Genomic DNA, 25,061 nt, shown 5'->3' on the forward strand with positions numbered 1-25,061 from the left:
TGACCCATGGCCCCACCGCTCGAACTCAGTCGGCGCCGGTTCCTCACCGGAGCCGCCGCCCTCGCCGGAACGGCGTTCCTCGCGTCGTGCGCCGCCACCCCCGGGGGCGCCGGGGCGAACGCGCGGACGCTGCAGTTCTGGCATCTGCTCTCCGGCGCCGACGGCGTCACGATGTCGGGACTGCTCGACGCCGTCAACGGGGCGCAGAACGACTACCGCATCCGGCCGACCGTGCTCGCCTGGGGCGAGCCGTACTACACCAAGCTCGCGATGGCCGCGGCGGGAGGTCGGGCGCCGGACGTGTCGATCATGCACGCGTCGCGCGTCGTCGGCTACGCCCCGGGCGGTCTGCTCGACACGTGGGACACCGGCCGACTCGCCGAGCTCGGCGTGAGCGCCGACAACTTCCCCGACGCGGTCTGGAACAAGGGCTTCATCGGGGACGATCTCTACAGCATCGCCCTCGACGCGCACCCGTTCATCCTCATGTACAACACCGACATCTGCGGCGAGGCGGGAGTGCTGGATGCCGACGGCAAGCTCCTGCCGGTCGGTTCGCCGGACGAGTTCCTCGAGCTCGTCCGGTCGGTCGCCGCCGTCTCGCAGTCGCACGGCCTCTCCTACGGGTATCTCGGCGACGGCGCGCAGATGTGGCGCCTGTTCTACACGCTCTACACGCAGCACGGCATCGAGATGGAGCTCCCGCAGGGCGGCCCGGCCGAGATCGACGACGACGCCGCGCTCGCGTCGCTGACCTTCATGCAGCAGCTGCTCGACGACGAGCTCGCCGCCCGCAGCGCCGACTACCAGAGCGCCATCGCCGAATTCGCGACGGGTCGCAGCGGACTGTTCCTCACCGGCGTCTGGGAGCTGCGGTCGATGCAGCAGGCCGGCCTGCCGATCGATGCGACGATCATCCCCACCCTGTTCGGCACGCCGTCGGTGTACGCCGACTCGCACGCCTTCACCCTGCCGCACCAGAGCGCGCCCGACGAGGCGTCGCGCGACCTGGTCTACCGCTTCGTCGCCGACATCCTGAAGGGATCGTTCGACTGGGCCGAGGCCGGGCACATCCCCGCCTACCTGCCGGTCACGCAGTCGCCGGCCTACGCCGAGCTGCTGCCGCAGGCGCATTACGCCGAGGCGGCGGAGCTCGTCCGCTACGACCCGCCGGCGTGGTTCACCGGCTCGGGGTCGCGCTTCCAGGCCGACTTCGGGGCCGCGGTGCAGAACGTCCTCCTGCAGGGCGCCGATCCCGCGGCGGCGCTCAGCCGCTTCCGCGCCCGCATCGACCAGCAGCTGCAGACACCGAATCCGGCCGACCCCGACGGATCCGCGGGAGGTGCGGCATGACCCTCGACACGAGCTCGGGGCGCACCGGCATCGCCGACACCGCCGCCACCCGCACGATCGTCACCGGCCAGCGCGGCGGCCGGCACCGGCACGTCGGCGACCGGGGCGAGCAGCGGATCGCGTGGGGTTTCCTCGCGCCGTTCCTCGTCGCCTTCGCCCTCTTCCTCGTCTGGCCGCTGCTGCACGGGCTCTACCTGAGCTTCACCGACCAGTCGCTCACCGGCACCGGCGGATCGTTCGTCGGCGTCGCCAACTACGTGGAGGCGCTCGGCGACCCCGTCATGTGGCGCTCGCTGGGCAACACCGCGTGGTTCACGGTGCTCTCGACCGTGCCGCTCGTCGTGCTCGCCCTCGTCATGGCGCTGCTCGTTCACCGGGGGCTGCCCGGTCAGTGGCTCTGGCGGCTGTCGTTCTTCATGCCCTACCTGCTGGCCTCGACCGTCATCTCGCAGATCTGGGTCTGGATCTTCAACCCGCAGATCGGGGCGGCCAACGGCCTCCTCGAGGCCGTCGGACTCGAGCCGATCGCGTGGTTGCAGAACCCCGACACCAACATGCTCGCGATCGTCATCGCGACGGTCTGGTGGACGGTCGGCTTCAACTTCCTGCTCTACCTCGCGGCCCTGCAGAACATCCCCGAGACGCAGTACGAAGCGGCATCCATCGACGGCGCGGGGGAATGGCGCAAGCTGTTCTCGATCACGATCCCGCAGCTCGGTCAGATCACGCTGCTGATCGTGATCCTGCAGGTTCTCGCCTCGCTCAAGCTGTTCGACCAGGCGTACCAGATGCTCGGAGGCATCGCGAGCGAGACCACCCGCTCGATCGTGCAATACGTCTACGAGGCCGGCTTCGTCGGCTACCGCTTCGGGTACTCCGCCGCGATCTCGTACGTCTTCTTCGCCGTCATCGTCCTCATCGGGGTCGTCCAGGCCCTCGCCACGCGTCGCCGGAAGGAGCACTCGTGAGCACGACAGCACCGGGCACCGCAGCATCGGACACCGCCGCGCCCACCCGCTCGATCGTCGCGCCGGGCGTTCCCGCCGACCGACGCGCCTCCGGAGCCGGGCACCGCCGGTTCGGGCCCCTCAACATCATCGCGTTCATCGCGCTGGCCCTCATGGCGATCGGCTGGTTGCTGCCGTTCCTCTGGGCGCTCGCCACCGCCTTCAAGACCGAGACGGATGCCGCATCCGGCGCCGGCGGCTGGGTCGGTGAGAGCGGACCCACCACCGAGGCCTTCACGTCGATCCTCTCGCAGGGCAACGTCTGGATCTGGGCGGGCAACAGCCTGTGGACCTCCGCCGCGATCACGCTCATCACGCTCGCGATCTCGGCCGTGGCCGCCTACGCGTTCTCGCGATTGGAGTTCCGCGGCAAGCGGCTGCTGTACGGCGCCGTCATCGCCTCGATCGTCATCCCGCCGCAGGTGCTGATCATCCCGCTCTTCTACGAGATGCTCGCCTTCAACCTCGTCGACACCCCGTGGGGCCTGATCCTGCCGCAGGTCGTCGCCCCGGCGATGGTCTTCATCCTGAAGAAGTTCTTCGACCAGGTGCCGGTCGAGCTCGAGGACGCCGCGCGCGTCGACGGCGCCGGACGCTTCCGCGTGTTCTGGTCGATCGTGCTGCCGTTGTCGCGCCCGATCCTCGGCGCCGTCGCCATCTTCGTGTTCATCACGGCGTGGAACAACTTCCTCTGGCCCTTCCTCGTGATCAACGACACGACCCTCATGACCCTCCCCGTCGGCCTCCAGACCGTCATCAGCGCCTACGGCGTGCAGTACGCCCAGGTCATGGCCCAGGCCGTGCTCGCCTCGCTGCCGCTGATCATCGTCTTCCTGATCTTCCAGAAGCAGATCGTCCGCGGCGTCGCGACGACAGGCTTCGGCGGTCAGTGACGCGCGGCCGCACCGACATCCCCACCCCGAAAGAACAGGAGCATCATGCCCCGCGCCCGCATCGTCATCGATCGCGACTTCACCGTGGCCGAGGTGCCGCGCCGCCTCTTCGGCTCGTTCGTCGAGCACATGGGCCGCTGCGTCTACACCGGCATCTTCGAGCCCGGCCACCCGCAGGCCGACGAGCGGGGGTTCCGCCGCGACGTGCTCTCGCTCGTGAAGGAGCTCGGTGCCACCGTCGTGCGCTACCCCGGCGGCAATTTCGTCTCGGGATACAACTGGGAGGACGGGGTCGGCCCGGTGGCCGATCGCCCGCACCGGCTCGACGGCGCCTGGCACACGGTGGAGACGAACGCGTTCGGACTCCACGAGTTCGTCGACTGGGCTCGTGAGGCCCAGGTCGAGGTCATGGAGGCGGTGAACCTCGGCACGCGCGGTGTGGACGAGGCCCGCGCGCTCGTCGAATACGCCAACCACGCCGGAGGCACGTACTGGTCGGACCTCCGACGCCGCAACGGCTCGGCCGACCCGTTCGACATCCGCCTCTGGTGCCTGGGCAACGAGCTCGACGGGCCGTGGCAGATCGGGCACAAGACCGCCCACGAGTACGGACGGCTCGCGCAGGAGACGGCCAAGGCGATGCGGCTCGTCGACCCCGACATCGAGCTCGTCGCGGTCGGATCGTCGAACCGGCAGATGCCGACCTTCGGCTCGTGGGAGCACACCGTGCTCACGCACGCCTACGACGAGGTCGACTACATCTCGATGCACGCCTACTACCAGGAGGACGGCGGCGACGCGGCATCCTTCCTCGCCGAGGCCGTCGACATGGACGCCTTCATCGACGGCGTCGTCTCGACGATCGACGCGGTCAAGGCCGCCGGAAAGCACCGCCGGCAGGTCGACATCTCGTTCGACGAGTGGAACGTCTGGTACCAGCGCGGCCTCGACACGGAGGACCAGCCGCACATCGTCTCGGCGTCGAAGCAGTGGCGCGCCCACCCGCGGCTCATCGAGGACGCCTACAACGTCACCGACGCCGTCGTCGTCGGCACGTTCCTGCACAGCCTGCTGCGCCACGGCGACCGCGTGCGCATCGCGAACCAGGCGCAACTGGTCAACGTCATCGCCCCGATCCGCTCGGAGGAGGGCGGGCCCGCGTGGCGCCAGTCGATCTTCTGGCCGTTCGCGCGGATGTCGCAGCTGGCTCAGGGCCGCGTGCTGCGCCTCGCCGTCGACGCCGACCAGACCCCGACGGCGAAGTTCGGCGATGTGGACGTCGTCGACGCCGCCGCGACGTGGGACGACGCGACCGGCCGCGTCGCGCTGTTCGTCGCGAACCGCTCGCTCGAGTCCGAGACCGAGATCTCGCTCGAGCTGCGCGGACTCGGGGCGTCGAGCGTCGTGTCGGCCGAGGTGCTGACCGTTCCCGAGGGCGGGGACCGGCTCGCGGCGAACACCGAGCAGGACCAGGATGCCGTCGGCCTCAAGCCCCTGCGCGGGGTCGGGCTCGACGAGGGCGTGCTGCGCGCGACGCTGCCCGCCCTGTCGTGGTCGGTCATCGTGCTGGAGGCCGCGCGGGCGTGAGCCCGGCCGGCGGTGTCTTGTCGGAAGGGGACAACGGATGCCGCCGGGGGGATGCGGCATCCGCTAGTGTCGCCCCTCGTGAACGTGTGGTGGCGGACCCTTCTGACCATGTGGCGAGCGCGGGCGCTGCTGCGCCGGCAGGGAGCCCGGCCCCCGATGACCGTCGGGCGGCTGCGGCTGCGGACGCTGCCGACCGACATCGACCTGCTCGGCCACATGAACAACGGGCGCTACCCGTCGCTGTTCGACCTCGGCCGGTTCGATCTGCTCATCCGCACCGGCATCTGGGGCGTCTTCGAGAAGCAGGGCTGGTACGGCGTGGTCGCCAGCAGCACGATCACCTTCCGCAAGTCGTTGAACCTCTGGCAGCGCTTCACGGTCGAGACCCGGCTGCACGGGCACGACGACAAATCGGTGTACATGGTGCAGCGCGCCGTGGTGGACGGCGAGGTCTACGCCGAGATGCTCGTCCGTTCGCGCTTCCTGCGCCGCTCCGGCGGCATCGTGCCGCTCGACGAGCTCTTCGCAGCGCTCGGGCGGCCCGACGACCTGCCCGAGCTCGAGCCGTGGATGGCCGAGTGGGCCGCGGCGACGGCGCTTCCCTCGACCCGCGCCGAGGCCCCGAGCATCTGGACCTGACACCGCGGCCGTACCGCCGCGACGCGAACCGGAGCGGCGCGGCGACGCCCGGTGGGGTGCGACATAGGCTGACGGCATGTCCGACACCGTCCCGTCCGGCACCACCCCCGCCGGCTCCTCCGACACTCTGGCCGGTCGCGCCGTCGCCCTCGCCGAACGATGGGTCCACGCCGAGGCGGAGGTGGCCTCGGATGCCGCGGCGCAGCGCCTCGCCGGTGTTCTGAACGACCCCAACGGACTGCCCTTCACGATCGGCTTCGTCGACGGCGTCATGCGCCCCGAGAGCGTCGCCGCCGCGGCCACCCGACTGCATCACGTCGCCCCGCTCGTTCCCGGCTTCCTGCCCTGGTACCTCCGCGGCGCGGTGCGGATCGGCGGGGCGGTCGCTCCCGTCCTCCCGACGCCGGTGGTGCCGATCGCCCGGGCGGCGCTGCGCGAGATGGTCGGGCACCTCGTGGTCGACGCCCGACCGCACAAGCTCGGACCGGCGCTCGCCCGCATCCGCGAGTCGGGCGCGCGACTGAACCTCAACCTGCTCGGCGAGGCGGTGCTCGGCGAGGCCGAGGCGGAGCGGCGGCTCGCCGGCATCCACGACCTCATCCGGCGGGACGACGTGGACTACGTCTCGGTGAAGGTGTCGGCGATCATGAGCCGCATCTCGATGTGGGCCTTCGACGAGGTCGTCGCGGACGTCGTCGAGCGGCTGCTCCCGCTGTATCTGGACGCCGCGCGCGACGGCACGTTCATCAACCTCGACATGGAGGAGTACCGCGACCTCGATCTGACGATCGCCGTCTTCACGCGGCTGCTCGAGGACGAGCGGCTGCGCGGACTCGAAGCGGGCATCGTGCTGCAGGCCTACCTGCCCGACGCGGGCGAGGCGCTCGACGAGCTGACCGCCTGGGCGGCCGAGCGGGTCGCCGCCGGCGGCGCTCCCATCAAAGTGCGCCTGGTCAAGGGCGCGAACCTCGCGATGGAGCGGGTGGATGCCGCGATGCACGGCTGGGCCGAGGCGACCCACGCGAGCAAGCTCGACACCGACGCGACCTACCTGCGCTGCCTCGACGCCGCGCTCCGTCCCGAGCGCACGAGGGCCGTGCGGATCGGAGTCGCCGGTCACAACCTGTTCGACATCGCCTTCGCCTGGCTGCTCGCGACCGAGCGGGGCGTCACCGCCGACGTCGAGGTCGAGATGCTCCTCGGCATGGCCCAGGGTCAGGTCGCCGCGGTCTCGCGCGAGGTCGGGCAGGTGCTGCTCTACGTCCCCGTCGTGCGTCCCGACGAGTTCGACGTCGCCATCAGCTACCTGGTGCGCCGCCTCGAGGAGAACGCCTCGAGCGAGAACTTCCTCTCCGCCGCCTTCGATCTCGCGACCGACGCGTCGCTGTTCGAGCGCGAACGCGATCGGTTCCTCGCGTCGCTCGAGCGTGCTCACGATCCGGGGCTCCCGACCGGTCCGCGCCGCATCCAGGACCGCACGGTCCCGCTGCGGGCGCTCCTGCCCAACCGCATCACCCGCGACCCGGCGGACGGCGACGACGGTCTGACCCAGGCGGTGCTCGGGATCGCGGATGCCGCGCAGGCATCCGACACCACCGCGCTGAGCGACGGCGACGATGTGCTGTTCGGCGGCGAGAGGTTCGTCGAGACCGCCGTCTACGCGCCGCGCGAGTCGCGCAGCACCCCCGCGCTCGGCGCCCCCGGCTTCTCGAACGCCCCCGACACCGACCCGGCGCTCGCCGTCAACCGCGCGTGGGCCCGCGGCATCCTCTCGCGGATCGACGGCAGCACCGCGGGGGTCGAGACGATCGCGGCGGCGCGGGTCGCCGACGCGGACGCGCTCGAGGGGATCGTCGCGACCGTGGCCGGCGCGGCCGGCTCGTGGGGCGCCCTGCCCGCCGCCGACCGGAGCGCCGTGCTGCTGGCCGCGTCGCGGGCCCTCGAGTCGCGCCGGGCCGAGCTCATCGAGGTCGCGGCGGCCGAGACGGGCAAGGTGCTCGCCGAGGCCGACGTCGAGGTCAGCGAGGCCGTCGACTTCGCCGCCTACTACGCGGCGACCGCTCGCGAGCTCGACCGTGTCAGCGGCGCCCGGTTCGTGCCGGCCGCCGTCACCGTCGTGACACCGCCGTGGAACTTCCCCATCGCGATCCCCGCCGGCGGCGTGCTCGCTGCGCTCGCGGCCGGCTCGGGCGTCGTCTTCAAACCCGCTCCGCAGGCGCGGCGGTGCGCTGCCGTCGTCGCCGAGGCGCTGTGGGAGGCCGGCGTGCCGCGTGAGGTGCTCGCGCTGGTCGACATCGACGAGGGCGAGCTCGGGCAGCGGCTGATCACGCACGACGCCGTGGATCGTGTCATCCTCACGGGATCGTGGGACACCGCGGCCCTCTTCCGCTCGTGGCGCGCCGACCTGCCGCTGCTGGCCGAGACGAGCGGAAAGAACGCGATCGTCGTCATGCCGTCGGCCGACCTCGACCTGGCCGCCGCCGACCTCATCAGGAGCGCGTTCGGCCACGCCGGCCAGAAGTGCTCCGCGGCGTCGCTCGCGATCCTCGTCGGACCCGTCGGACGCTCGAAGCGGTTCGCGCGGCAGCTCGTCGACGCGACGCGCTCGCTGCGGGTAGGGCCGCCGAGTGACCCGACGAGCGAGGTCGGGCCCGTGATCGAGCCGCCGAGCGGCAAGCTCGAATGGGCGCTGACGACCCTCGACGAGGGGGAGCGGTGGCTCGTCGAGCCCCAGCGGCTCGATCCCGACGGCGAGGACTCGGGGCGGTACTGGAGCCCCGGCATCCGCACCGGCGTCAGCGCGGGGTCGCGCATGCACCTCGAGGAGTTCTTCGGTCCGGTGCTCGGCATCCTGCACGCGCGGACCCTCGACGAGGCGATCGAGCTGCAGAACGCGGTCGCCTACGGGCTGACCGCGGGGCTCCACACCCAGGACCCCGACGACCTCGAGCGCTGGCTCGACCGGGTCGAGGCGGGCAACCTCTACGTCAATCGCGGCATCACCGGGGCGATCGTGCAGCGCCAGCCCTTCGGCGGCTGGAAGCGCTCATCGGTCGGAGCCGTCACGAAGGCCGGCGGCCCGAACTACCTCATCGGTCTCGGCTCGTGGCGCGCGACGAGCGGCGCGGCATCCTCCACCCTTCACCTGCGCGGCCTCGACTCGCGGATCACGACGATCATCGAGGCGGCGCAGCCGACCCTCGACTACGAGTCCTTCGAGTGGCTGCGCCGCGGCGCGCTCTCGGACGCCGTGAGCTGGGACCGCGAGTTCGGTCGCGTGCGCGACGTCTCGCGGCTGGGTGTCGAGCGGAACCTGTTCCGCTACCGGCCCGTCGACACGGCGGTGCGGGCGACGGCCGATGCGCCGTGGCAGGCGGTGCTGCGCGTGCTGGTCGCCGGGATCCGGGCCGGCTCCGCGGTGAGCCTGAGCGTGCCCGTCGGGCTGCCCGCCGAGGTGCGCCGCGCGCTGGGAGACGTCGACATCCCGGTGTCGGTCGAGACCGACGGCGAGTGGCTCGAGCGACTCGCCGCGCCCGGGCGCCGCCCGGCGCGCGTACGTCTCGTCGGCGGTGTCGGGGACGACGGCCGTGCCGCTGTCGACGACCTGAGGGGGCTGCTCGCCGAAGCCACCGGCGGAGATCCCGATCTCGCGGTGTACGCCGATGAGGTGACCACCGCCGGCCGCATCGAACTGCTGCCGTTCGTGCACGAGCAGTCGGTGACGATCACCGCCCACCGCTTCGGCAATCCCGACGACTGGTCCGCGTCGGTCATCTGAGCCGCGGCCGAGTCGGCGCCGGGTTGCGGCCGGCCTGATGGTGCCGTGCGGACCCGCAATGCCCGAGCCGGCCCCTCATTCGCGGTCTGCACGGGGTGGGTTGCAAGCTTTCGGGTGGGCTGGGCGTCATGGCGTGCCGGTCCTCGTCGGGGCCGCCGGCGGTGCGGTGATGCTCGTCCACGGCATCCTGCGCCGTTCGGCTGCCGGCTGCACCGCGGTTTGCGCCCGAGCCCACCCCTGACAACCGAGCCCACCCCTTCCGCCCTGCTCATTCAGGGTGGGCTCAGGCAGACGGGGTGGGCTCGGGAGGACCGCGGTCAGACCTCGATGCCGAGCGAATCCGACAGGCGGGTGAGCTCGTCGGAGGAGAGCTGCAGGTCGGCGGCCTTCGCGCTGTCGACGATCGACTCGGCCCGACGCGCGCCCGGGATCGGGATGACCGTGTCGCCGAGGCTCAGCTCCCACGCCAGCACGACCTGCTGCGCGCTCACGCCGTGGTCGCGGCCGACGTCGGCGAAGGCGGCGAAGCGCTCGCCGACCGAGCGACCCGGACCGCCGGTGCCGCCGAGCGGGCTCCACGGCAGGAACGCGAGTCCGTGCTCGGCGCAGTGGCGCAGCTCGTTGTAGGCGAACGGATGCCGCGGCGAGAACTCGTTCTGAACGCTCACCAGGGTGTCGCCCAGCACCTCCTGGGCGATGGCGATCTCCTCGACGCTCGCGTTCGAGATGCCGAGGGCGCGGATCTTGCCCTCCTGCTGGATCGTCTTGAGGTTCTCCATCACCTCGCCATAGACCATCCAGCGGTCGGGCCGGTGGTACTGGTACAGGTCGATGACGTCGACCTCGAGGCGGCGCAGCGAGGCGTCGACGGCGCTGCGGAGGTAGTCGAGCGATCCATCGCGGCCGAAGTCCTTCTCCTCGGTGCGGGTGATGCCGCCCTTGGTGGCCACGACGATCTGCGACCGGTCGCCGCCCCACGACGAGAGGGCCGCCGCGACGATCTCCTCGTTGTGGCCCATCGCGTCCCAGCTGGGGGCGTAGATGTCGGCGGTGTCGATCAGGGTGACGCCGGCGTCGAGGGCGGCGTGCACGGTGGCGACGGCGTCCTCGCGCTCGGGGAGCTGGTTGTCGCTGTTCATCGACATGGGCATGGCGCCGAGGCCGATGGCCGAGACGGTGAACGGTCCGAGGGTGCGCTGCTGCATGGGTCTCCTTCGACGGGGTGGGGTCTCAGCCTGGCAGGCGGATGCGGGCCGGCGACAGAGGGTTGCGCCGGGGTATAGGCGCCCTTCAGTGATACATCCGTCGGACGGGCGGGGCTGCCGAGCCGTCACGGGCCGTTCGAGCGCACTCGTGCACCACATGCCCGACAAACGTATCGCTGCGTCGGGGCGCGCCCGAGTCGCCGACGCCCCGAACGGGCACACGGAACCGGCGCGCCGGTGTCAACACGGCGGCGGGAAACACTGGCGCAACACGGCCCGGATTAGGCTCGCACCCATGGGTGACCTCTTCGACGGCTACGGCTCGACCCTCGCGCCCCGCAAGACCGTGTCGGGCGTGCCGGCCTTCGACGAGATGTTCGACACGAGTGCGGGACCGGGGGCCACGGCATCCTCGCGCGGCGCCTACCGCGAGCTCCACCAGGCCCTTGCGCAGATGACGCAGGAGGAGCTGCGGGGCCGCACCGAGTCGCTCGCGAGCTCCTACCTCGCGCAGGGCGTCACCTTCGACTTCGCGGGCGAGGAGCGGCCCTTCCCGCTCGACGCCGTGCCCCGCGTCATCGACTACGACGAGTGGTCGCACGTCGAGTCCGGGGTCAAGCAGCGGGTGCGGGCGCTCGAGGCCTTCCTCGACGACGCCTACGGCCACCAGTTCTGCGTGCGCGACGGGGTGCTGCCGGCGAAGCTCATCGCCTCGTCGCAGTACTACTACCGGCAGGCCGCCGGCATCCGCTCGGCCAACGGCGTGCGCATCCAGGTCGCCGGCATCGACCTCATCCGCGACGAGCACGGCGAGATGCGCGTGCTCGAGGACAACGTGCGGGTGCCCTCGGGCGTCAGCTACGTCATCTCGAACCGGCGCGTCATGGCGCAGACGCTGCCCGAGCTGTTCGTCTCGATGCGGGTCCGCCCCGTGGGCGAGTACCCCAACAAGCTGCTGCAGGCGCTGCGCGCGTCCGCCCCGCCCGGGGTCGACGACCCGAACGTCGTGGTGCTCACGCCGGGCGTGTACAACTCGGCGTACTTCGAGCACACGCTCCTCGCCCGCCTCATGGGCGTCGAGCTCGTCGAGGGTCGCGACCTCGTCTGCTCGGGCGGCAAGGTCTTCATGCGCACGACGCGCGGCCCGCAGCGCGTCGACGTCATCTACCGCCGGGTCGACGACGACTTCCTCGACCCGCTGCAGTTCCGCGCCGACTCGATGCTCGGGGCTCCCGGGCTCATGCTCGCCGCGCGCCTGGGCAACGTGACGATCGCGAACGCCGTGGGCAACGGCGTCGCCGACGACAAGCTGCTCTACACCTACGTGCCCGACCTCATCCGGTACTACCTCGCCGAGGAGCCGATCCTCAAGAACGTCGACACGTGGCGCCTCGAGGATCCGAACGCCCTCGAGGAGGTGCTCGACCGCCTCGACGAGCTCGTCGTGAAGCCGGTCGACGGCTCGGGCGGCAAGGGGCTCGTGGTCGGTCCCGACGCGTCGCCCGCCGAGCTCGAGAAGCTCCGCAAGAAGCTCCTCGCCGACCCGCGCGGGTGGATCGCGCAGCCGGTCGTCATGCTCTCGACCATCCCGACGCTCGTCGAGGACGGGATGCGCCCGCGTCACGCCGACCTGCGCCCCTTCGCGGTCAACAACGGCGACGAGGTCTGGGTGCTCCCCGGCGGCCTGACGCGCGTCGCGCTGCCGGAGGGCCAGCTCGTCGTCAACTCGAGCCAGGGCGGCGGTTCGAAGGACACGTGGGTCGTCGGCGGCGACGCGCCGCGCACGCTCGAGTACAGCCAGGGCAACCTCGCCGGTCTCGTCGCCGATCAGGCGTCGACGCAGGCGATCCCGATCATCTACGAGGAGCAGGACGAGCCCGCCCACTCGCCGCAGGATGCGCCGGGCGGCCTGAGCGAGCAGCAGGAGCAGCAGCAGCAGGCCGGGGGGGCGACGTGCTGAGCCGCATCGCCGAGAGCCTCTTCTGGATCGGTCGCTACATCGAGCGCAGCGACGGCACCGCCCGCATCCTCGACGTGCACCTGCAGCTGCTGCTCGAGGATCCGTGGATCGACGAGGACACCGCGTGCCGGTCGCTCCTGTCGGTCATGGGCTCGTTCCCGCCCGAGGGCCAGGATGCCGTCACCCGCCAGGACGTCCTGACCCGCCTCGCGGTCGACCGGACGAACCCCTCGAGCATCGCCTACTCGCTGCAGTCGGCCCGCGAGAATGCCCGCCGCGCCCGTGAGATCGTCTCCACCGAGCTGTGGGAGACCCTGAACACGACGTACTCCCGGATGCCGCGGCGCCTGAACGCCGAGAAGGTGCACGAGTTCTTCGGCTGGGTGCGCGAGCGCGCGGCGCTCGCCGTGGGCGTCACCGACTCGTCGACGAGCCGAGACGAGGCCTGGCAGTTCTTCACGCTCGGCCGATCGATCGAGCGCACCGACATGACCGCGCGGCTGCTCGCGACGCGCTCGCTGACCGAGGAGTCCGGGCCCTCGTGGACGACGATCCTCCGCTCGTGCGGGGCGTACGAGGCCTACCTGCGGACGTATCGCGGGATGCCGTCGGCCCGCAACGCGGCGGAGTTCCTGCTGCTCGACCGGCTCTTCCCGCGCTCGATCATCCACTCGATCCAGCGGGCGGAGGAGTGCATGAGCGCGATCGACCCCGTCGCCGATCGCGTCGGCCATTCGAACGCGGTGCTGCGGGCACTCGGCCGCATCCGCAACGACCTCGAGTACCGGCCGCTGCCCGAGATCCTCTCGGAGCTGCCCGAGCACATGGACAACGTCCAGCGGGTGACCCGGGAGGCGTCGGAAGCCATCCGCGGCCGATTCTTCCCCACCGCCGCGGAGCCGAACTGGATCGGAGAGACCTCGTGAAGCGTCTGCGCATCGAGCACGCCACCGGATTCACCTATCCCGGCGACGTCGGTGCGTCCTACAACGAGGCTCGGATGCTGCCGAGCTCCACCGACAGTCAGTTCGTGCTGAGCTCGCAGCTCGACATCGAACCCACCACGGCGGTCAACCACTACGCCGACTACTTCGGCACGCGCGTCGCCGCCTTCGACGTGCTCGCCGCGCACCGGTCGCTCTCCATCACCGCGCGGTCGCTCGTCGAGGTGCGCCCGCGCCCGATCGAGCACCGCGGGATCTCGTGGGACGACCTGGCCGCCGAGGCGGAGCGCTCGATCCACACCGTCGAGCAGCTCGGTCAGACGGCCCGCACCGCCCCGCACCCCGAGGTCGCGAAGCTCGCCCGCGAGATCGCGGTCGCGCACGACGAGCCGGGTCCGGCGGCGCACGCGATCGCGATCGCGATCGGCGATGCGGTCGAGTACATGCCCGGTGTCACCGGCGTCCACTCCACCGCAGCGGAGTCGTGGCCCGAGCGCAAGGGCGTCTGCCAGGACATCGCCCACATCACGCTCGGGGCGCTGCGCAGCGTCGGCATCCCCGCGCGGTACGTGTCGGGGTACCTGCATCCCGATCCGAACGCCGAGGTCGGTGTGCCCGTCACGGGCGAATCGCACGCATGGGTCGAGTGGTTCGCGGGCGACTGGCAGGGCTTCGACCCGACCAACAACATCGAGATCAGCGATCGCCACGTGCTCGTCGGCCGCGGGCGCGACTACAGCGACGTGCCGCCACTGCGCGGCGTGTTCGCGGGACCCTACAAGAGCGCGCTGCACGTGGCCGTGACGATCACCCGCGAGGCCTGAGGCCTCTCCGCCGCGTCGGCGAAGTCGGCGCGTGCTGTCATTTCGCGCCCGCGGCGACGACAGGTGGCGCCGGGTTCGTACGGGGTGCGGTTGGCGGGGTCGGCGAAGTCGGCGCGTGCTGTCGTTTCGCGCCCGCGGCGACGACAGGTGGCGCCGGGTTCGTGCGGGGTGCCTCAGGAGGCGCGGGTCGCGTCGGGAGCGCGCTCCTCGTCGCGGCGCGCCCCGCGGCCCAGCGACAGAGTGGCCAGGAAGCCGAGCACGAGGAATCCGCCCGCGGCGAAGCTCGCCGCCTTCGTGCCGTCGGAGAGCGCGGCCTTCGCGTCGTCGGCGATGGCGGCGGTGTCGGGCGACGCCTCGAGCCCGGCGATGGCACCGCCCGCGCTGTCGACGACGGCGCTGACGACCTGGTCGCGCTGGTCGGCCGGGATGCCGCGGTCGTCCAGGCGTGAGGCCAGCGCGCCCGAGGTGGTCGTGAAGAGGATGGTGCCGAGGATCGCGATGCCGAGCGCGGCGCCGAGCTGACGTGCGGTCGACTGCGTGCCCGAGGCCTGGCCGCCCTCCGAGATCGGCACGTCGGCGAGGACGACCCCGGTGAGTTGCGCGGTCGCCAGTCCCACGCCGATGCCGTAGACGAACAGCGCCGGCACGAGAAGGCCCCACGTCGCGTCGGGGGCGATCACGAAGCCCACCGCGACGACGCCGACGATCTCGGCGAGCAGGCCCGCGCGGACGATCCGGACCGGCGCGACCTTGCCCGACAGTGCGCCCGCGATACCGCTCGCGACGAACGAGCCGGCCGCGAGCGCCAGGAGGATGAGGCCCGTCTGCACCGCCTCGAACCCCAGCGCGAACTGCAGCCACAGGGGGAGGGCGAGGATGATGCCGAACTCGCCGAGTGCCACGACGGTGGCCGCGATGTTGCCGTTGCGGAACGACGGGATGCCGAACAGCCCGAGGGCGAGCAGAGTCGGACGCCCCTGCCGCCGCCGGTGCACGCCCCAGCCGATGAACGCGGCGATCGCGACGAGGGAGACGGCGAAGGACAGCGGGATGGGGGAGAGGTCCCCGGGCCAGGACCAGTCCCCGATCCGGAGCGGCTGATCGACGGTCCACCACCCGTAGGTGCGTCCCTCGATGAGACCGAACACGAGGGTGCCCATCGCGATGACCGACAGCACCGCGCCGACCGCGTCGATGCCGGCCGCGCCGCCGCGCGATTCTCCGACGGTGAGGAGCACGCCGACGACGATGACGATGCCCAGGGGGATGTTGATGCCGAAGGCCCAGTGCCAGGAGAACGTCGTCGTGAGCCAGCCGCCCAGAAGCGGGCCGACCGCCGCCATGCCGCCGATGGTCGACCCCCAGACGGCGAAGGCGATCCCGCGCTCCCGGCCGCGGAAGGTCGCGTTCAGCAGCGAGAGCGTCGTCGGCAGGATCATCGCGCCGCCGACGCCCTGGACGAGCCGGGCGAGGATCAGCAGGTCGCCGGTCGTGGCGAGGGCGGCCCCGATGGACGCGAGGCTGAACACGACGACGCCGATGAGCAGCATCCGTCGTCGTCCGAATCGGTCGGCGAGGTTGCCGAACACCAGCAGCAGCGAAGCGAAGACGAGGGTGTAGGCCTCCTGCACCCACTGAACCTGCGTGGAGGTGATGCCGAGGTCGTCGACGATCGACGGCACGGCGACGTTGACGATCGTCGAGTCGACGATGATCAGCGCGACCGCGATGCTGATGAAGACGAGGCCGGCCCAGCGCCGGCGCACCATGGTGTCCATAATCGCTAGAATAGCTAGCAAAATGGAAACCGCAAGCGGGTTCCGGGCGTGGGCCCGCGGCGGCGTCTCGGCGGACGTGCGCCAACTCCTCAGTCATGCGCCGACGCGAGGCCGGTGGCACGGATCGGGGACAGGTCGTCCCGATTCGTGAGGAGTTGCCGCGGCGCACGCGGACGACGCCCGCCGACGGGCGGTCGCCGGGTCAGGCGGGAGCGTCGCCGGGGTCGAGGGTCTTCAGCATGTCCTCTTCCGCGGCGTTGTCGGCGGTGAGTTCCTCTTCGGTCGTCTCGTCGCCGCCGGTGGGCGCGTCCTCGGTGATCGACTGCTCCGCGCTGGTGTCGTCGAGGTGCCGGTCGCCGGTGGTCTCCCCGGTGGTCTCGCCGGTGATCTGGTCGTCGGTGGTCTGGTCGTCGGTGCTCATGCGGGCGACCCTATGCGCGGCGGCGGGCTCAGCGGCATCCCTTGACACCCGGCATCCCCGCGCTTCGTGCCTGTGTCCCGCTTTCTGCTGTCTGCGGTGGCCGAGAACAGCAGAAAGCGGGACAGCCGGCGGAGGGGGGTCAGGCGCGCGGCTCGTAGCGTCGGGGCGCGTGGGTGCGGGCGACGAGGTCGCGCAGCGACTCGAGCGACCCCGACACGAACCCGGCGGCCCGGGCCTGCACGAGGACGTTGCCGAGGGCCGTCGCCTCGACCGGGCCTGCCAGCACCGGCATCCCCGACCGATCGGCGGTGCGCTGGCAGAGCAGCTCGTTGAGCGATCCGCCGCCCACGATGTGGATGCTGCGGACATCGACTCCGCCGATGCGCGCGGCGTCCGCGACCGAGTCGGCGAAGGCCTGGGCGAGCGACTCGACGATCGACCGGGTGTACTCGGCCCGGGTCCGCGGGCGCGGCACGTCGTGCTCGTCGCACCAGGCGTCGATGCGGGGCGTCATGTCGCCGGGGGCGAGGAAGCGCGGGTCGTTCACATCGAAGACGGGACCGTCGGCCTCCTCGGCCGCATCGAGCAGCGTCGGCAGGTCGATGCGGTGCCCTTCGCGTCGCTCCCACTGGCGCACGGCCTCGCTCAGCACCCACAGTCCCATGACGTTGTGCAGCAGCCGGATGCGGCCGTCGACACCGCCCTCGTTCGTGAAGTTCGCCTCCAGCGCCGCGCGGCCGAGCACGAGGTGCTCGACCTCGACGCCGACGAGACCCCAGGTTCCGCACGAGATGTAGGCCGCGGCATCCGCCTGCATCGGCACCGCCACGACCGCCGAGGCGGTGTCGTGCGAGCCGACCGCGGTGACCGGGGTGTCGTCCGACGCGCCGAGCGCGGCCGCGACCGACGGCCGCAGCGCGCCGAGCCGATCCCCGGGGGCGATCAGCGGAGGAAGGATGCCGCGCGGCAGCCCGAGCGACGAGACGAGTCCGTCGTCCCATGCCGCCTGCAGCACCCGCAGCAGCCCCGTGGTCGAGGCGTTCGTCACCTCGGCGCGCGCGACGCCGGTCAGCCAGTACCCGATGAGGTCGGGGACGAGCAGGGCGGTGTCGGCGAACTCCAGGAGCTCGCGATCTTCGGCGGCGAGCTGGTAGAGCGTGTTGAACGGCAGGAACTGCAGTCCATTGCGCTCGAACAGCTCGGCGTGCGGCAGGCGCGCGTGGACGGTCTCGACGCCGCGTGCGGTCCGCTCGTCGCGGTAGTGGAACGGCTCGCCGAGCAGCCTGCCGCGCCGCAGCAGGCCGTAGTCGACCGCCCACGAGTCGACGCCGATCGAGGCGATCTCGGGTGACGCGCGGAACGCCTCGCGCAGTCCGTCCAGCACCGAGCCGTACATGCCGACGAGATTCCAGTGCAGGCCGTCGCCGGCGACCACCGGATCGTTCGAGAACCGCGTGACGGTCGTCGTCTCGAGGGTGTCGGGACCGACGCGCCCGACGATCACGCGTCCGCTCGTGGCCCCGAGGTCGACCGCCGCGACGGCTCCGGTTCCGACTCCGGCAGTCACGTGGTCGACCCCGTCGAACCCACCCGGTTCACCCGAGTCCCCCCGGAATCCGCGGTGGATGACGGGTGGGCTGGGCGATGACGGGTGGGGTCGGCGACGAGCCCGAGAGCCCGGTTCATCGCAGGAAGGCGGCGGCGACGCCGGAGTCGACGGGAATGTGCAGGCCCGTGGTGCGCGAGAGCTCGGGACCGGTCAGCACGTAGACCGCGTCGGCGACGTTCTCGGGGACGACCTCGCGCTTGAGGATCGTGCGGTTGGCGTAGAACTGGCCGAGGTCCTTCTCGTCGACGCCGTAGGTCGCGGCGCGGTTGGCGCCCCAGCCGGCGGCGAAGATGCCCGATCCGCGGACGACGCCGTCGGGGTTGATGCCGTTGACGCGCACGCCGTGCTCGCCGAGCTCGACCGCGAGCAGGCGCACCTGGTGGGCCTGATCGGCCTTCGTCGCCGAGTACGCGATATTGTTCGGGCCCGCGAAGACGGAGTTCTTCGACGAGATGTAGATGACGTCGCCGCCCATCTTCTGCTCGATGAGCGCCTTCGCCGCGGCCTTGGAGACGAGGAACGAGCCCTTCGCCATGACGTCGTGCTGCAGGTCCCAGTCCTTCTCGGTGGTCTCCAGCAGCGGCTTCGACAGCGACAGGCCGGCGTTGTTGACGACGAGGTCGATGCCGCCGAAGGCCAGCAGCGTCGCGTCGATCGCGGCCTGGACGCCGTCGGCGTCGGCGACGTTCGCTGCGACGCCGATCGCGACGTCGGTGCCCCCGAGCTCGGCCGCTGCGGCCTGCGCCTTCTCGAGGTCGAGGTCGGCGACGACGACGCACGCGCCCTCGGCGGCGAGACGGGTCGCGATCGCCTTGCCGATGCCGGATGCCGCGCCCGTCACGAACGCGATGCGGCCCTGGTGCGTCTTGGGCTTCGGCATCCGCTGGAGCTTGGCCTCTTCGAGCGCCCAGTACTCGATGCGGAACTTCTCGGCGTCCGAGATGGGGGCGTAGGTCGAGAGCGCCTCGGCGCCGCGCATCACGTTGATCGCGTTGACGTAGAACTCCCCGGCGACCCGGGCCGTCTGCTTGTTGGCGCCGTAGGAGAACATGCCGACGCCCGGGACGAGGACGATGAGCGGGTCGGCGCCCCGGATCGCCGGCGACTCGGCGTCGGCGTGGGCGTCGTAGTACGCCTGGTAGTCGGCGCGGTACTCGGCGTGCAGCTCGTGCAGACGCGCGATCTGCTCGTCGACGGAGGCCGTGGCGGGGACGTCGAGGATGAGCGGCTTGACCTTCGTGCGGAGGAAATGGTCGGGGCAGCTCGTGCCGAGCGCGCCGAGGGCCGGAGCCTTCTCGGAGGCGAGGAAGTCGAGGACGACGTCGCTGTCGGTGTAGTGCCCGACCATCGGCTTGTCGGTCGAGGCGATGCCGCGGACGGTGGCGGCCAGGGCGGCGGCGCGAGCACGACGATCGGCCTCGGGAAGCGCTTCGAAGCCGGCGCGGACGCCGCCGAAGGGCGCCTCAGCGCCGTGCTGGTCGATGTAGGCCTCGGCGGTCTGGATGATCCACAGGCTGTTCGCCTCGGCCTCGTCGGAGGTGTCGCCCCACGCCGTGATGCCGTGTCCGCCGAGGATGCAGCCGATCGCTTGCGGGTTCTGCTTCTTGATCTCGGCGATGTCGAGGCCGAGCTGGAAGCCGGGGCGTCGCCAGGGCACCCAGACGACCTTCTCGCCGAAGATCGTGGGGGTGAGCGCCTCGCCGTCGGCGGCGGTCGCGATGGCGATGCCGGCGTCGGGATGCAGGTGGTCGACGTGGGCCGCGTCGACGAGGCCGTGCATGGCCGTGTCGATCGAGGGGGCTGCGCCGCCCTTGCCGTGCAGGCAGTAGTCGAAGGCCGCGACCATCTCGTCCTCGCGGTCGACACCGGGGTAGACGTCGACGAGCGCTCGCATGCGGTCGAGGCGCAGCACCGCGAGGCCCGACTCGGTCAGCGTGCCGAGGTCGCCGCCCGATCCCTTGACCCACAGCAGCTCGACCGGCTCGCCCGTGACGGGGTCGGTGTCGACGCCCTTCGCGGAGGTGTTGCCGCCGGCGTAGTTGGTGTTCTTCGGGTCGGCCCCGAGGCGGTTGCTGCGCGCGATCAGGTCGGCGGCGGTCGAGGTGGTCATGGTTCTCCTTGCGTAGAGGTTCGTCAGATCTGGGGCGCGGCGAGATGCGCCGCGATGCGCTCGATGGATGCCGCGGCCTGCGGCAGCTCGAACCGGTTCAGGTGTCCGTGCACGGTGCCGGGCTCGACCACGAGGTCGACCGCGCGTCCGGCCGCGCGCAGGTTCGCCGCGAACACCTCGGCCGACACGGTGAGCTCGTCGTGGTCGCCCGCGACGATGAGGGTCGGGGGGAACTGCGCGAGCTCGGCGATCGAGGCGAGACCCGGCACCGCGTCGATCGGCGCACCAACGACGTCGCCGCCGAGGTAGTTCTCGTACATCGCGCGGACGCTGTCGTACCCGAAGCCGTCGGCCTCCGGGCGGGCGTCGAGAGCGGCGCGCAGCCGCGGACCGGGCGCGGGCTGCAGGGCCAGCAGGGTCGGGTACGCCAGCACGACGGACCGCGGCAGCACCGCCGGGTCGTTCGCCGCGAGCAGCCGCAGCACGCTTCCCGCGGCGATGTTCGCCCCGGCGCTGGCCCCGCCGATCGCGAAGCGCTCGACGCCGAGCGAGGCCGCGGCATCCTGCGCCCACCGCCAGACGCGGGCGACGTCGTCGAGGGCCGCGGGATACCGGTGCCCGGTCCGTGCCTCGGCGCGGCGGTGCCGCCAGTCCTCCGGCACGGGGGCCAGGCGGTAGTCGACCGACACGACGGTCACGCCGCGCGCGGCGAGCTCGCGCGCCACCGTGTCGGCCTCGGGCATGTCGAGGTCGCCGTAGGCGAACCCGCCGCCGTGGAGCCAGACGAGGCCGGCGACCGACGGGCCGGTGGCGGGGTAGACCCGCGCCAGCCCGTCGGTCGCGGCGTACGGCTCGCTCATCGCGCTGCGGGCGAGGCGCCCGATTCCTCGGCGATCGTCGGAACGTGCCCGCCGTAGCGCTCGTGCTCGATCTCCTCGAGCGACTTGCCCTCGGTGCGCGGGGCCCAGATCGTGCCGATCAGCAGGGCGGCGACGAGAAGGCCGAGGATGATGACGCCCAGACCGCCGAGTCCGAGGCTCGTCAGCAGCGTCGGGAAGACGACGCTGAGGAGTCCCACCATGACACGGGCGAGCATGAACAGCATGCCCTGCGCGCTCGCGCGGTAGCGGGTGGCGAAGAGCTCCGCGGTCCAGAGGCCGTAGAAGGCTTGCGCTCCGATGCCGGCCGAGATTCCCCACGTCACCGCGAAGAACAGCAGCGAGAAGAGGCCCGGCGGCGCGTAGATGAGCACGGCCCAGGCGACGATGCCGAGCGCGGCCCCGCCGAAGTAGAGCCACTTGCGCCGCACGCGGTCGCCGTAGCGCATGAACCCGAAGTAGGTGCCCGCCGCGGTGAGCGACCACACCAGCACCTGCAGCAGGTTCTGCTGCATGGGATCGTGCAGACCCGCGGCGTCGTACACCCGGGGCTGGAAGATGCCGGCCTGCCCGGCGACGGTGTTCCACAGGCCGTAGACGCCGATGAGGAACGCGAGGGCCCCCCAGTTCTTCGGCTCGCGGAGCAGTCCGATGATGCCCGAGAAGAACGAGGGTCGGTTGCCGGCGGCGATGGCCGCCTCGCGCTCGGCCTTCCAGCGGCGCGACTCGGGGAGCCCGCGGCGCACCCACCACGTGACCGCCGCGATCACGAAGAGGTGGAAGAAGATCAGCCGCGACCCGAGCAGACCGAGCGGCCCGACGACGACGGCCAGGAGGAACCCGATCGCGGGACCGATCGACCACGCGAGCTGCGCGGTGCCGACGTGCGCCGCGCGGTGCTCGTTCGGCGCCTCCTCGGCGATGTACGTCCACGACGCCGGCACCCCCGCGCCGACGGCGATGCCCATGAGGATCACGCCGACGAGGAGGACCGTCAGGTTCGGCGAGAAGGTGACCGCCAGGGCCCCGATCATGAAGACGATCAGGTCGTAGGTGTAGATGAACTTGCGGCCGAGACGGTCGCAGAGCGGTCCGCCGATCGCGGCGCCGATGGCCGCGCCGAACGCGTTGGCCGACAGGGCCGCGACGACGCCGACGACCGCGTCGTCGAAGCCGAACGCCTCCTGCCAGAGCGACAGGCTCGTGGCCAGGGCGATGATCGCGCCCGCCTCGATGTAGTTCGACATCGCGACGGCGATCGTCGCCTTCCATGCCGAGAGCGGACGACGACCCGTCGCGGTGCTCGAGTTCGCGGTGTTCGAGCTCATGCCCCCCACCCGGCCTGGGTGCCGCCGACGCGTTCGGACTCGATCTTCTCCTGGTAGCCGGATGCCGCGAATGCGGCCATCGGGTCGGCGGGGAGCCCCCGCGACTCGCGCCACTCGGCCAGCGCGGGGCGGACGTCGGTGTAGAACGCGTCCATGAACACCGCCTGCGCCCCGAGCACGTCGTTCGCCGACTGCGCCGCAGACAGGGCGGCGTGGTCGATGAGGAGCGCGCGCGCCGTCATCTCCTGCACGTTCAGCACCGAACGGATCTGACCGGGGATCTTCGCCTCGATGTTGTGGCACTGGTCGAGCATGAACGCCACATCGGGGTTGTTCAGGCCGCCGCCGCGGATGACCTCGACGAGGATGCGGAACAGCTGGAACGGGTCGGCTGCGCCCACGATGAGGTCGTCGTCGGCGTAGAAGCGGGAGTTGAAGTCGAACGAGCCGAGCTTGCCGAGGCGCAGCAGCTGCATGACGATGAACTCGATGTTCGTGCCGGGTGCGTGGTGGCCGGTGTCGAGGCAGACCATCGCGCGCTCGCCGAGCGTCGCGACCTGGGCGTACGACGTCCCCCAGTCGGGAACGTCGGTGTGGTAGAACGACGGCTCGAAGAACTTGTACTCGAGCACGAGGCGCTGCTCGCCCGTGAGGCGCTCGTAGATCGTGCGGAGCGAGTCGTTCAGGCGGTCCTGGCGGGCGCGCATGTCGGTCTGCCCGGGGTAGTTCGACCCCTCGGCGAGCCAGATCTTCAGGTCGCGCGAGCCCGTGGCATCCATCACGTCGATGCACTCGAGGTGGTGGTCGATGGCCTTGCGGCGGATGCGGTCGTCCTCGTGGGTGAGGGCGCCGAACTTGTAGTCCTCGTCCTGGAAGGTGTTCGAGTTGATCGTGCCGAGCGCGACACCGAGGTCCTCGGCGTGACGGCGCAGGGCGGCGTAGTCGTCGACCTTGTCCCACGGGATGTGCAGGGCGACGCTCGGGGCGAGACCGGTCACGCGGTTGACCTCGGCCGCGTCGGCGACCTTCTCGAAGACGTCGCGCGGCGTGCCCTCGGTCGTCCAGACGCGGAAGCGCGTTCCGGAGTTGCCGAATGCCCAGCTGGGCAGCTCGATGCCCTGCTTCTCGAGCAGGGAGAAGTTGTCGGGGGTGAGTGCGCTCACGATGCGTCGTCGCTTTCGTCGTCGGAGCCGGTCGCGGATGCCACCAGCTGGTCGTGCAGGTTGAAGACTTCGGTCAGGGGGGTGGCCGCCTGGTCGGGCCGGCCCGCGAGGCCGACGAAGAAGCGGCCCATCTCGGCCTCCCAGCGGGCGGCGACGGGCGAGGCGGCGAGGTACTCCTGCGCGGCCGCGTCGTCGTCGACCTCGTAGTAGCCGATGAGTAGGCCGCCCTCCGCGAGGAAGAGCGAATAGTTCCGCCGACCGGATGCTGCGATCTCGGCGAGCATGTCGGGCCAGACGGGGGAGTGCCGCTCGATGTACTCGTCGAGGAGTTCGGGATGGACCTGCAGCTGGAAGCAGACGCGGGTCGGGGACGGGCTCGTCATCGAGACTCCTGATTTTCGGTGAGGGTGCCGGTCGTTCTGAATCGTTTCATGGATCGTAGCGCGTTCGAGCGACGACCTCAACCGGCAAGCGTTTACCGATGAAGGCCGTCACGGATGGGCGGGGGCGGTAGCGTTGAGCGCGCCGGTGCGCATCGAAGCCGCCCGCGAAGCAGGAGGATGGCATGGCGGTGAGCGTTCGCGACGTGGCGGTCGCGGCATCCGTGTCGGTGGGGACCGTCTCGAACGTGCTGAACAACCCCGCCAAGGTGTCTCCCGAGATGGTCGTGCGGGTGCAGCAGGCGATCGCCGAGCTGGGGTTCGTGCGCAACGACGCGGCGCGGCAGCTGCGAGCGGGGCGGAGCCGGAGCATCGGCCTCGTCGTCCTCGACATCTCGAACCCCTTCTTCGCCGAGGTGGCCCGCGGCGCCGAAGCCCGCGCTGCGGAGAGCGGCATGACCGTGCTCCTGAGCACGAGCGACGAGAAGCTCGAGCGGGAGGGCGCGCACCTCGAGCTGTTCCGGGAGCAGCGCGTGAACGGCGTGCTGGTCACCCCCGTGGGCGATGATCTCGCCCGGCTGCGCTCGCTCCAGGCCTCGGGCGTGCCGGTCGTGCTCGTCGACCGCGAGACCGATGACGACGCCTTCGCCTCGGTCGCCGTCGACGACGTCGAGGGCGGGTATCTGGCCGTGTCGCACCTGTTGTCGGCCGGGCGCCGGCGCATCGCGTTCGTGGGTGGACCGGCATCCCTGCGACAGGTCGCCGACCGGCTCGAGGGCGCGCGCCGCGCCGTGGCCGAGGTCGACGGTGCGACCCTCGTCGAGGTCGAGATGCCCGCGCTGTCGGTGCTGAACGGCCGCGCCGCCGGCGAGGAGCTGCGCGGGCGCGCCGGTGCGGACGCCGTGGACGCGGTCTTCGCCGCCAACGACCTGCTCGCCGTCGGCCTGCTCCAGGGGCTGGCCGTGCTCGGAGGAGTCCGGGTTCCCGCAGACATGGCCCTCATCGGATACGACGACATCGACTTCGCCTCGGCGACCGTCGTGCCTCTCAGCTCGGTGCGCCAACCCGCGTACGAGATCGGCTTCCGGGCGGTCGACCTGCTGCTGCGCGGCCTCGACGCCCCGGACGGCGCTCATGAGCGCCGCGTGCGCTTCCGCCCCGAGCTCGTGGTGCGCGAGTCCACGACCGGTTGAGGGATCCGCGG

Annotated in this window: 19 protein-coding genes; 10 read left to right on the forward strand and 9 right to left on the reverse strand. The window is 71.3% G+C overall.

Going from position 1 to position 25,061, the window contains the following annotated elements; genetic code table 11:
* Window positions 1-6: 6 nt before the first annotated feature.
* From F6B42_RS03425 to F6B42_RS03450, 6 genes are all read left to right on the forward strand, one after another.
* A complete protein-coding gene (locus tag F6B42_RS03425; protein WP_150418173.1) occupies window positions 7-1,353 on the forward strand; it encodes an extracellular solute-binding protein in 1,347 nt (448 codons plus the stop codon).
* Window positions 1,350-2,321, forward strand: coding sequence for a carbohydrate ABC transporter permease (locus F6B42_RS03430; protein ID WP_150418174.1), 972 nt, complete (start codon window positions 1,350-1,352; stop codon window positions 2,319-2,321). The genes F6B42_RS03425 and F6B42_RS03430 overlap by 4 nt, the downstream gene beginning before the upstream one ends.
* Window positions 2,318-3,253 carry a carbohydrate ABC transporter permease gene (locus F6B42_RS03435; RefSeq protein ID WP_396652442.1) on the forward strand — a complete coding sequence of 312 codons (936 nt, stop codon included), beginning with the start codon at window positions 2,318-2,320 and terminating at the stop codon, window positions 3,251-3,253. The genes F6B42_RS03430 and F6B42_RS03435 overlap by 4 nt, the downstream gene beginning before the upstream one ends.
* A 45-nt stretch (window positions 3,254-3,298) precedes the next feature.
* The gene (arfA, locus tag F6B42_RS03440) at window positions 3,299-4,840 is read left to right on the forward strand and encodes an arabinosylfuranosidase ArfA (RefSeq protein WP_150418175.1); all 1,542 of its coding nucleotides are present in this window, start codon (window positions 3,299-3,301) and stop codon (window positions 4,838-4,840) included.
* A gap of 78 nt (window positions 4,841-4,918) precedes the next feature.
* Window positions 4,919-5,479: an acyl-CoA thioesterase gene (locus tag F6B42_RS03445; RefSeq protein WP_150418176.1), complete on the forward strand. Its 561-nt coding sequence runs from the start codon at window positions 4,919-4,921 to the stop codon at window positions 5,477-5,479.
* A 76-nt stretch (window positions 5,480-5,555) separates the two neighbouring features.
* On the forward strand, window positions 5,556-9,257 hold the full coding sequence (locus F6B42_RS03450; protein ID WP_150418177.1) for a bifunctional proline dehydrogenase/L-glutamate gamma-semialdehyde dehydrogenase: 3,702 nt from the start codon (window positions 5,556-5,558) through the stop codon (window positions 9,255-9,257).
* A gap of 317 nt (window positions 9,258-9,574) precedes the next feature.
* Here the strand turns inward: F6B42_RS03450 and F6B42_RS03455 are convergent, their stop codons facing one another.
* Complete coding sequence (locus F6B42_RS03455) at window positions 9,575-10,462, reverse strand: aldo/keto reductase (RefSeq protein WP_150418178.1); 888 nt, start codon at window positions 10,460-10,462, stop codon at window positions 9,575-9,577.
* 295 nt (window positions 10,463-10,757) lie between these two features.
* Between F6B42_RS03455 and F6B42_RS03460 the strand changes: the two genes are divergently transcribed.
* The 3 genes from F6B42_RS03460 to F6B42_RS03470 are packed head-to-tail and all read left to right on the forward strand — an operon-like array spanning window position 10,758 to window position 14,190.
* Complete coding sequence (locus tag F6B42_RS03460) at window positions 10,758-12,422, forward strand: circularly permuted type 2 ATP-grasp protein (protein WP_150418179.1); 1,665 nt, start codon at window positions 10,758-10,760, stop codon at window positions 12,420-12,422.
* Complete coding sequence (locus tag F6B42_RS03465; protein ID WP_150418180.1) at window positions 12,416-13,348, forward strand: alpha-E domain-containing protein; 933 nt, start codon at window positions 12,416-12,418, stop codon at window positions 13,346-13,348. Before F6B42_RS03460 ends, F6B42_RS03465 begins: the two co-directional genes overlap by 7 nt.
* Complete coding sequence (locus tag F6B42_RS03470) at window positions 13,345-14,190, forward strand: transglutaminase family protein (protein ID WP_150418181.1); 846 nt, start codon at window positions 13,345-13,347, stop codon at window positions 14,188-14,190. The genes F6B42_RS03465 and F6B42_RS03470 overlap by 4 nt, the downstream gene beginning before the upstream one ends.
* Before the next feature lie 173 nt (window positions 14,191-14,363).
* On the opposite strand, the gene F6B42_RS03475 is transcribed toward F6B42_RS03470, so the two are convergent.
* The 8 genes from F6B42_RS03475 to F6B42_RS03510 form a co-directional block, all read right to left on the reverse strand.
* The gene (locus F6B42_RS03475) at window positions 14,364-15,968 is read right to left on the reverse strand and encodes a DHA2 family efflux MFS transporter permease subunit (protein ID WP_150418182.1); all 1,605 of its coding nucleotides are present in this window, start codon (window positions 15,966-15,968) and stop codon (window positions 14,364-14,366) included.
* A 202-nt stretch (window positions 15,969-16,170) separates the two neighbouring features.
* Window positions 16,171-16,389, reverse strand: a complete 219-nt coding sequence (locus tag F6B42_RS03480; RefSeq protein WP_150418183.1) for a hypothetical protein — start codon at window positions 16,387-16,389, stop codon at window positions 16,171-16,173.
* A 139-nt stretch (window positions 16,390-16,528) separates the two neighbouring features.
* Window positions 16,529-17,956 carry a rhamnulokinase gene (locus F6B42_RS03485; RefSeq protein ID WP_150418184.1) on the reverse strand — a complete coding sequence of 476 codons (1,428 nt, stop codon included), beginning with the start codon at window positions 17,954-17,956 and terminating at the stop codon, window positions 16,529-16,531.
* Between the two features lie 115 nt (window positions 17,957-18,071).
* Entirely contained in the window at window positions 18,072-20,108 is a 2,037-nt protein-coding gene (locus F6B42_RS03490) for a bifunctional aldolase/short-chain dehydrogenase (protein WP_150418185.1), read from the reverse strand.
* A gap of 23 nt (window positions 20,109-20,131) precedes the next feature.
* Window positions 20,132-20,968, reverse strand: a complete 837-nt coding sequence (locus F6B42_RS03495; protein WP_150418186.1) for an alpha/beta hydrolase fold domain-containing protein — start codon at window positions 20,966-20,968, stop codon at window positions 20,132-20,134.
* Window positions 20,965-22,314: an MFS transporter gene (locus F6B42_RS03500; RefSeq protein ID WP_223878311.1), complete on the reverse strand. Its 1,350-nt coding sequence runs from the start codon at window positions 22,312-22,314 to the stop codon at window positions 20,965-20,967. The genes F6B42_RS03495 and F6B42_RS03500 overlap by 4 nt, the downstream gene beginning before the upstream one ends.
* Window positions 22,311-23,477, reverse strand: a complete 1,167-nt coding sequence (gene rhaI / locus F6B42_RS03505) for an L-rhamnose isomerase (RefSeq protein WP_150418187.1) — start codon at window positions 23,475-23,477, stop codon at window positions 22,311-22,313. The genes F6B42_RS03500 and rhaI overlap by 4 nt, the downstream gene beginning before the upstream one ends.
* Window positions 23,474-23,860, reverse strand: coding sequence for an L-rhamnose mutarotase (locus tag F6B42_RS03510; protein WP_150418188.1), 387 nt, complete (start codon window positions 23,858-23,860; stop codon window positions 23,474-23,476). Before F6B42_RS03510 ends, rhaI begins: the two co-directional genes overlap by 4 nt.
* Before the next feature lie 182 nt (window positions 23,861-24,042).
* On the opposite strand from F6B42_RS03510, the gene F6B42_RS03515 reads away from it, so the two are divergent.
* Entirely contained in the window at window positions 24,043-25,050 is a 1,008-nt protein-coding gene (locus F6B42_RS03515) for a LacI family DNA-binding transcriptional regulator (protein WP_150418189.1), read from the forward strand.
* Window positions 25,051-25,061 lie beyond the last annotated feature (11 nt).

Source organism: Microbacterium radiodurans, assembly GCF_008710705.1.
Classification (GTDB): Bacteria; Actinomycetota; Actinomycetes; order Actinomycetales; family Microbacteriaceae; genus Microbacterium; species Microbacterium radiodurans.

Excerpts from the sequence above, each read along its gene's own strand:
- F6B42_RS03425 (WP_150418173.1), top strand. The coding sequence starts at position 7 with ATGGCCCCACCGCTCGAACTCAGTCGGCGCCGGTTCCTCACCGGAGCC.
- F6B42_RS03430 (WP_150418174.1), top strand. The coding sequence starts at position 1,350 with ATGACCCTCGACACGAGCTCGGGGCGCACCGGCATCGCCGACACCGCC.
- arfA (WP_150418175.1), top strand. The coding sequence starts at position 3,299 with ATGCCCCGCGCCCGCATCGTCATCGATCGCGACTTCACCGTGGCCGAG.
- F6B42_RS03450 (WP_150418177.1), top strand. The coding sequence starts at position 5,556 with ATGTCCGACACCGTCCCGTCCGGCACCACCCCCGCCGGCTCCTCCGAC.
- F6B42_RS03455 (WP_150418178.1), bottom strand. The coding sequence starts at position 10,462 with ATGCAGCAGCGCACCCTCGGACCGTTCACCGTCTCGGCCATCGGCCTC.
- F6B42_RS03460 (WP_150418179.1), top strand. The coding sequence starts at position 10,758 with ATGGGTGACCTCTTCGACGGCTACGGCTCGACCCTCGCGCCCCGCAAG.
- F6B42_RS03475 (WP_150418182.1), bottom strand. The coding sequence starts at position 15,968 with ATGGACACCATGGTGCGCCGGCGCTGGGCCGGCCTCGTCTTCATCAGC.
- F6B42_RS03480 (WP_150418183.1), bottom strand. The coding sequence starts at position 16,389 with ATGAGCACCGACGACCAGACCACCGACGACCAGATCACCGGCGAGACC.
- F6B42_RS03490 (WP_150418185.1), bottom strand. The coding sequence starts at position 20,108 with ATGACCACCTCGACCGCCGCCGACCTGATCGCGCGCAGCAACCGCCTC.
- F6B42_RS03495 (WP_150418186.1), bottom strand. The coding sequence starts at position 20,968 with ATGAGCGAGCCGTACGCCGCGACCGACGGGCTGGCGCGGGTCTACCCC.
- F6B42_RS03500 (WP_223878311.1), bottom strand. The coding sequence starts at position 22,314 with ATGAGCTCGAACACCGCGAACTCGAGCACCGCGACGGGTCGTCGTCCG.
- F6B42_RS03510 (WP_150418188.1), bottom strand. The coding sequence starts at position 23,860 with ATGACGAGCCCGTCCCCGACCCGCGTCTGCTTCCAGCTGCAGGTCCAT.
- F6B42_RS03515 (WP_150418189.1), top strand. The coding sequence starts at position 24,043 with ATGGCGGTGAGCGTTCGCGACGTGGCGGTCGCGGCATCCGTGTCGGTG.